Here is a 6,711-nt window from a genome sequence, read left to right as displayed (position 1 = left end):
CGGGCCAGCCGTCCGGCCGGAGCCGGGCCCGGGACCGGAGGGGGGGCGGCGACCGGGCGGGGCTCGGCCTCCAGGACCCGGGCGGCCAGCAGGTCGATGCGGGTCGACTCCGCCTGGCGGTGGTGCTCCGTACCGCCGCCCAACTGACCGGCCCGTGGAGCAGTGAGCAGGTGGTGGCCACCGCCGCCGACTACCCCGAGCTCTATGCCCCGTACCTGGTGCCGGTGGAGACCGGTCGCGACATCTACTTCACCATGTCGCAGTACGGGCCCTACGAGGTCTACCTGATGCAGGCCCGACTGCCCTGACGGACCCCTTCGGCGGTCAGGTGCCGGGAGGGCCGATGCAGAGCCCGAACTTGCCGACACCGAGACAGGCGAAGTGCGGGTCGGCCACGGCGTGGTTGTGACCACCCATGGCGAGGGCCGTGCCCACCGAGCCGCCGACTCCGGCCGACACCAGCGCCAGTGCCGCCACCACCCGGCGGGTTCGGGACGAGAGACGCTTCATGGAGACACTCCTGGATGAGATGACGTCGACGCCGGGGCGCCGGTGGAGGACGGGAGGGGCAGGTGCAGCGCCCCGACGACGGACCCGGCCGATGCGGCGGCAGCCCCGCCCGCCGCGCCGACCTGGCTTCCGACGTAGGTCGCGGTCGAGGTCGGGTCGACGCCGAGATACGCGGGTCCGATCGACGCGTACACCGGGTCCTGCTGCGCCTCGCGGCGGGCGGCCGCGCCGCCGAAGCTGACCACCCCGTTCAACGCGGTGCGGGTGTGGCCGGCCGGGACAGTCGTGGCGGGCGAGACGCCGGCGCCGCCCGACGCGACAGCAGCCGGTGCCACGGTGGTCGGGGGAGCAGCCGGGTGGTCGACGCTCAAGCGGGTGCTCGGAAGGGTGGGGGTGCCCGTCGACGCCGGGCTGACCTGCTGGCCGCCGACGACAACAGCGCCGACCACCCCGGCCACGACCACCGCGCCCAGAGCGGTGAACGCCCCGCCGGTGAGGGGGGCGGCGCGTGACGAGCGGATACGCAGTCGGGCGCGCACGGCGCGCGCCCGGCGCAGGAGCCATCCGACCATGGGGACGCCGCCGAGCAGACCCTCGGGGCCGGAGATGGCGGCCAACTCGCGCTTGAGGGCCTGCCGGGCCCGCCAGAGCAGCGACTCGACGGTGCCGATGCTCACTCCGACGCGGGACGCGATCTCCTCGTAGGACAGCTCGTCCCACTCGCGCAGCTCGAGGGCCTCCCGGTGGCGCTGCTTCAGCCGGACGACGGCGGAGCGGACGAGCTGGACGTCGACGTCGCGGTACAGCTCCTCGTGGCCCTCCGATGCCGAGCCGGGGTCGACTTCGGCGCGCACCTCGGTGCGGCCGCTGCGGCGCTGCAGGTCGGTGCACAGGTTGCCGGCGATCACCCGCAGCCAGGCGTAGAAGCGGCCGTCGCCTCCGAACGCCGGCAGCTTCCCCCAGGCCCGGGCAAAGGTCTCCTGGACCACGTCCTCGGCCTCGGCGACGTTGCCCAGGCGGTAGCGGCAGAAGCGGTACAACCGCTCCCGGTGCCGCTCGTAGAGCTCGTCGAAGGCGGCCTGGTCACCGGACTGGAACCGGCGGATGGCGCGCTCGTCGGCCTCCGCGACCTCCTCCAGTCTCAGGGCCACTTCCCGCCTCCTTAGTGCCGGCGCCCTACCGGCCCGCCGTTTGCTTCTCCGCCCGGCGGGGAGATACCTGCCACCCTGTACGGATGGGGGACTGGGGATGCGGTCGAGGCTGGGGATGACCGGGTCGGCCCTGGCGGCCGCCGGGACGGTGCTGGCGGCCGCCGTGCTCACGGCCGGGGGGGCGGCTCACGCCGGGCCGGCCCCCTCCGGCGCCTCAGGTCAGGCCGGATCGGGTGGCCCCCCCTCCCCCGTCAGCATCCTGCCCCTGGGGGACTCGATCACCTACGGGGAGTCGGCGCCCGAGGCCAACACGCCCGGCGGGTACCGGGGCTACCTGGCCCAGGACCTGGCCTCGGCCGGTCTGACCTGGGCCTTCGTGGGGACCTCCGCCGACAACCCCCCGCTCGGCGCCGACCCGGGCCAGTACCACCACGAGGGCCATTCCGGCTACCGGGTCGACCAGGTGGCGGCCGACCTGGACGGGCCCGACCCGGTAGCGGCCGGGGGCTACTGGCTGACGGGCACCGGGTCCCGCGGCCCGGTGCGGCCCGAGGTCGTCGTCCTCCACATCGGCACCAACGACGTGTCCCAGGCCTACGACCCGGCCGGGCGGTACCCGGGCGGTTACGACGAGGCCGACCCGGCCCAGCGGGCCCAGTTCGTCGACCACCTGGCCCGGCGCCTCCGGGACCTGATCGCCAAGCTGGAGCGCCTGGACCCGGGCGCCCGCATCGTGCTGTGCACCATCGCCCCCATGGGGACGGCCCAGCCCGACCCGACCGCCCACGCCTACGACGACGCCATCCGCTTCCGGGTGGTCCCGTGGGAGCAGGCCCGGGGCGTCCGGATCACCCTGGCCGACGTCGAGGCGGCGTTCCTGTCCGGCCCGGGCGGCTACCACGAGTACATCGGGCCCGACGGTGTCCACCTGACGCCGCTCGGCTACAGCACGATGGCCGATACCGTGGCTCCGGCGGTCCGCGCCGTTCTCGGTCAGCGCTGAGAGGATCTCGCACGTGCGTGTCACGGTCATCGGCCATGCCGGCCTGTACATCGAGAGCGGCGGGACGACCGTGCTGGTCGACCCGTGGCTGTCGGGCTCGTGCTACTGGCGGTCGTGGTGGCACTTCCCTCCCAGCCCGGCGCCGGAGGAGGAGTGGCTCCGCCCGACGTACCTGTACCTGACCCACCACCACTTCGACCACTTCCACTATCCGAGCCTGCGCCGGATCGCCCGCGACGCACGCGTGCTCATCCCCCGCTTCGGAAACGACGTCATGCCCAGGGAGCTGTCCCGCCTGGGCTTCGCCGAGGTGGTCGAGATGCCCCACGGCCGCACCCTCGACCTCGGCCGGCTCGAGCTGACCTCGTTCCAGTACGGCTTCGACGACAGCGCCCTGGTCGTCGTCGATCCCGACGCCACCGTCATCGATCTCAACGACTGCAAGCTGCGCAGCGGGGACCTGCGCGGCCTTCGCGACCGCTTCGGGCGCCCCGACCTGATGCTCAAGAGCCACTCGTGGGCGCAGGGCTACCCCAACTGCTACACGGCCGAGGACCCGGCCGATCTCGAGCTCCTCTCCCGCCAGAGCTACGTGGCCGACTTCCTCGACTCCACCGCCGCCCTCGAGCCACGCGACGCCGCGCCGTTCGCCAGCATGGTCTGCTTCCTGCACCCCGAGACGTGGGAGCGCAACGGCGACGTGGTGACGCCCGTCGAGGTGGCCGACGCCTTCGAGCGGGAGCCGGTGGCCGGGACGCGCCTCGTCCTCATGAAGCCCGGTGATCGCTGGGAGCACGACACCACCTTCGCCTCGGACCCCGGCGACTTCTACACCAACCGGTCCAGCTGGCTCGAGAAGCTCCGCGCGGAGGCCGCTCCGGCCGTGGAGCGATCGCTGCAGGAGGAGGCGCAGCGTTCGGTGTCCCCCGCCGAGCTGACCGCGTACTTCACCGCCTTCCTCCGCTCCGTCCCCCGCGCCGCGGGCGTGCTGGTCCGCCGCCCGGTCGTGCTCAAGGTCCGCGAGCAGGACGGCTACTGCGTCCTCGACTGGCGCCGGCGCCGGGCCCGGATGGAGACGACGGTGCCCGAGAACTACGCCACCTTGATCGAGGTGCCCACCGGGGTGCTGGCCGGGGCCATCGCCGACGGCATCATGCACTTCGTGCACATCTCCATGCGCTTCCGGGGCCGGCTGGGGCGCCAGGGGGTGACGACCGACTTCGCCTTCTGGACCCTGCTGACCATGTGGGAGCTGGGCTACGTGCCCCTGCGCCGGACGCTCAACCCGCGCTTCGGCATGGCGGCGTGGCGGCGGCGGTCGGAGATCACCGCCATGGCCCGCACGGCGCTCGGAGGACGCGGCCCGATGGCGGCCCGCATGACGTCCCGCTTCATGTCGGACTGAGCAACCAGAGACCGGGATTCAGCCCGGGCGAGCCGTTCCCTCCAGTCCCTCAGCCGTACGCCCCGCTGGGCAGGTAGTTCGGAGGTGGGCCGCTCATCCCCCGCACCATGACCGGACCGACCGGGTGCAGCTCGAGGCCGGCCTCCGCCACGGTACGGAGGGCCCACTGCTGCGGGGAGGTGATCCAGTTGACCTCCACCGTCTCCCCGTCCTCGGCCCGGGCCAGCGCCGCCCACATGAGCTCGGTGGCCTCGGCCTTCCCGTCGGCGGCGAGGAAGACGGGCTTGGCCCGGCGGACGACCACGTACCCGCGCCCGGGGTGGACCAGGAGGTCACAGCCCTCGGCGAGGAGGTGCTCGAGATCGGGACCGTGGGCGCCGCCCCGGAGCCGGCGGTCGAGGCCGGCGGCCAGCTCCAGATCGGCGACCGTGCCCGCCCTGACGTTCGGGGTGGCCGGCACCCGGCGCCGGTCGACCGACCCCCACCCCGTCACCGCCGGATGCATGTCGAAGCCGGCCCGGAGGTAACGCCGGGCGGCACGGGGATCGCGCGAGCACAGGATCAGACCCCGCGGCGTCGTCCGGCCGTACGACACGGCCGCGTCGAGCAGGGCCTTCCCCGCGCCCTGGTCCTGGAAGCCCGGCGCCACGCCGAGGAGAGACAGGACCCACAGGTCGTCGCGAACGAAGGCCTGCGCCATCCCGACCACCGCCCCGGCTCCGTCGACGGCCACCCAGGATCCGCCGGGATCGGTCGCGAGGAGGTGCGCCAGCCGCGTCTCCATGCGGCGCGCCATCTCGTCCGTGCGGTCCTCGACGGGCAGGTGGTAGGAGGCGCGCATGGTCGAGGAGGCGTCGTACCAGACCCGTTCCGCGGCCGGGACGTCGGCGTCGGTCATGGGCCGGATCTCGACCCCCTCCGTCGTGTCCTCCTCCCCTACGGCGTCGCTCAGATCGGTCCACGAGGCACCCGGATCCGCCCTCCAGCTCACCCGGCGCAGCTCCGGGCCCCCGCTCAGGGAGAGGCGGCCGCAGTCACAGTTGCTCACGTGCCACGGATGATCCGACTGGACGATGACGCCGCACACGTTGCACCGGGCCCGGTGGAGCCGAACCGTTTCTTCCACCGGGTGATTCTCGCAGCCCCGAGGCGCCGGCCCGCCGAATATCGCCAGGGCCGGGACCGCCAGGCCTGGACGTGCACCGGTACCCTTCGGACCGTCGAGGAGGGCGACCACGCGGCGGATACGAGGGTTCCGGTGGCGTTACGCGTTGCCCTGGTTGTCTCTCGGCGTCGTTGGGCTCGCTGCCTCAGGCGGGGCTCTGGGGGGAGCCCTCATGGGCGCGCCCGTCCCGGCTCCCAGCCCCCTTCCTCCCATTGGCCCCGTCACTTCTCTCGTCTTCCCGCCGAGTGGATTCGGGGGATACGGCTCCATCGGGTCGGTAAGGGAGATCGCCGCTGCATGGAAGGTCCCGGCGATCTTGGACACCTCCACCGTCGGTCACGCAAGTACGTGGATCGGAGTCCAATCCACCCGGGAGGAATTCATCCAGATCGGCACTGTGGAGGACGAGGTCCTGGCGGGGACCCGACCGATCTACGCAGCCTTCTGGAGCGACGTCAGCGTCGGCTTCCACCCTCAACCGCTGGGCATTGTCGAGCCGGGCGACGTCATTCGGGTCGACATGAGCCAGGTGCCGAGTGGATGGGTCCTCCACATCATCGACGAGCACGTAAGACTCGATCGTCGTCTCCAGAGCCACTACGGACCCGGTGTCAACTTCGATGCGGGCGAATGGATACAGGAGGACCCGGCCGTCGCGACCTCGCCCCCGACCGATCTGCCGTACCCCAAGACGTCAGACGTGGTCTTCACCGATCTTCGGGAGAACGGGCGGCCTCCTCACCTCACCTTCAGCGACGGCCAGTCGCTCGCCAGCCCAAATGGCGTGTACCTGGTCCCGACGCCACCAGCGGGCAACTCCTTCAGGTTCCGCCCGGCGACACCGTCTCAGGCGGCGTACCTGGCTGATGCCGGTCCCGCGAACTTTGCGGTCCTGCGGTTCGAAGCGGCGTTGGACGGCATCGGGTCGCTGTCAGCCTCGGAGGCGGCCCGAGAGGCAATCGCTGCCGTCATCACCTTCAAACAGAGCATCGAGAGCCAGCACTGGCCCTCGGCTGTGAGCGCTCGTCTCGGAGCCCTGCTGGATTCGCAGGATCGCCTCGCGAAACAACTCGAGTCGTGGTTGGCCAACCCCTCCCGATCCAGAGCCCAGGCTGTCCAGATTCTTCGTCGGGTGCTCGGCCCTGACCACAAGGCCGCTCTGGCAGTTAGGGGCCTACTGGGGCTGCCGCCCCGTTGAACGGAGGTCCTCGGCGCCCCCGGCAGGAGCCGGGGCAGACCTCCGACGGGTGGTACGGCTGACCCGACGGCTAGGACTTCCCTGACCGCCAGGCGGGCGTCCGTGGCGTCCAGCGCTCTAGCCGACCTGCCGGAGCCAGTCGGTCAGGTACATCCGGATGCGAGCGACTTCCCGATCATCCAGGACATTGTTGTGAGCGATCACGTTCCGGGACTGTTCAAGTTCCTTCAAACGAGTCGTTATCCAGTTCTGGTCGGGAAACAGGTCCGCGAAGTCCGC

7 protein-coding genes are annotated in these 6,711 nt (G+C 71.9%); 4 read left to right on the top strand and 3 right to left on the bottom strand.

What is annotated here, in order from left to right; genetic code table 11:
- Positions 1-308, top strand: a 308-nt coding sequence (locus tag VFW24_09315) for a DUF4185 domain-containing protein (GenBank protein ID HEX5266962.1), incomplete at its 5' end; no start/stop codon positions are given.
- Positions 309-324: 16 nt separating this feature from the next.
- Here VFW24_09315 and VFW24_09310 read toward each other — a convergent pair.
- Positions 325-510 (bottom strand): hypothetical protein, encoded by a 186-nt coding sequence (locus VFW24_09310; GenBank protein ID HEX5266961.1) that lies wholly within the window; start codon positions 508-510, stop codon positions 325-327.
- Entirely contained in the window at positions 507-1,661 is a 1,155-nt protein-coding gene (locus tag VFW24_09305) for an RNA polymerase sigma factor (GenBank protein HEX5266960.1), read from the bottom strand. Before VFW24_09305 ends, VFW24_09310 begins: the two co-directional genes overlap by 4 nt.
- A gap of 97 nt (positions 1,662-1,758) precedes the next feature.
- Between VFW24_09305 and VFW24_09300 the strand changes: the two genes are divergently transcribed.
- Positions 1,759-2,664: a GDSL-type esterase/lipase family protein gene (locus tag VFW24_09300; GenBank protein HEX5266959.1), complete on the top strand. Its 906-nt coding sequence runs from the start codon at positions 1,759-1,761 to the stop codon at positions 2,662-2,664.
- A gap of 13 nt (positions 2,665-2,677) precedes the next feature.
- A complete protein-coding gene (locus tag VFW24_09295) occupies positions 2,678-4,069 on the top strand; it encodes an MBL fold metallo-hydrolase (protein HEX5266958.1) in 1,392 nt (463 codons plus the stop codon).
- Positions 4,070-4,118: 49 nt separating this feature from the next.
- On the opposite strand, the gene VFW24_09290 is transcribed toward VFW24_09295, so the two are convergent.
- Positions 4,119-5,195, bottom strand: coding sequence for a GNAT family N-acetyltransferase (locus VFW24_09290; GenBank protein ID HEX5266957.1), 1,077 nt, complete (start codon positions 5,193-5,195; stop codon positions 4,119-4,121).
- 355 nt (positions 5,196-5,550) lie between these two features.
- Between VFW24_09290 and VFW24_09285 the strand changes: the two genes are divergently transcribed.
- Complete coding sequence (locus tag VFW24_09285) at positions 5,551-6,432, top strand: hypothetical protein (GenBank protein HEX5266956.1); 882 nt, start codon at positions 5,551-5,553, stop codon at positions 6,430-6,432.
- Positions 6,433-6,711 lie beyond the last annotated feature (279 nt).

Source organism: Acidimicrobiales bacterium, assembly GCA_036273495.1.
GTDB lineage: Bacteria > Actinomycetota > Acidimicrobiia > Acidimicrobiales > JAJPHE01 > DASSEU01.
This window is presented reverse-complemented; position numbering and strand designations above follow the sequence as displayed.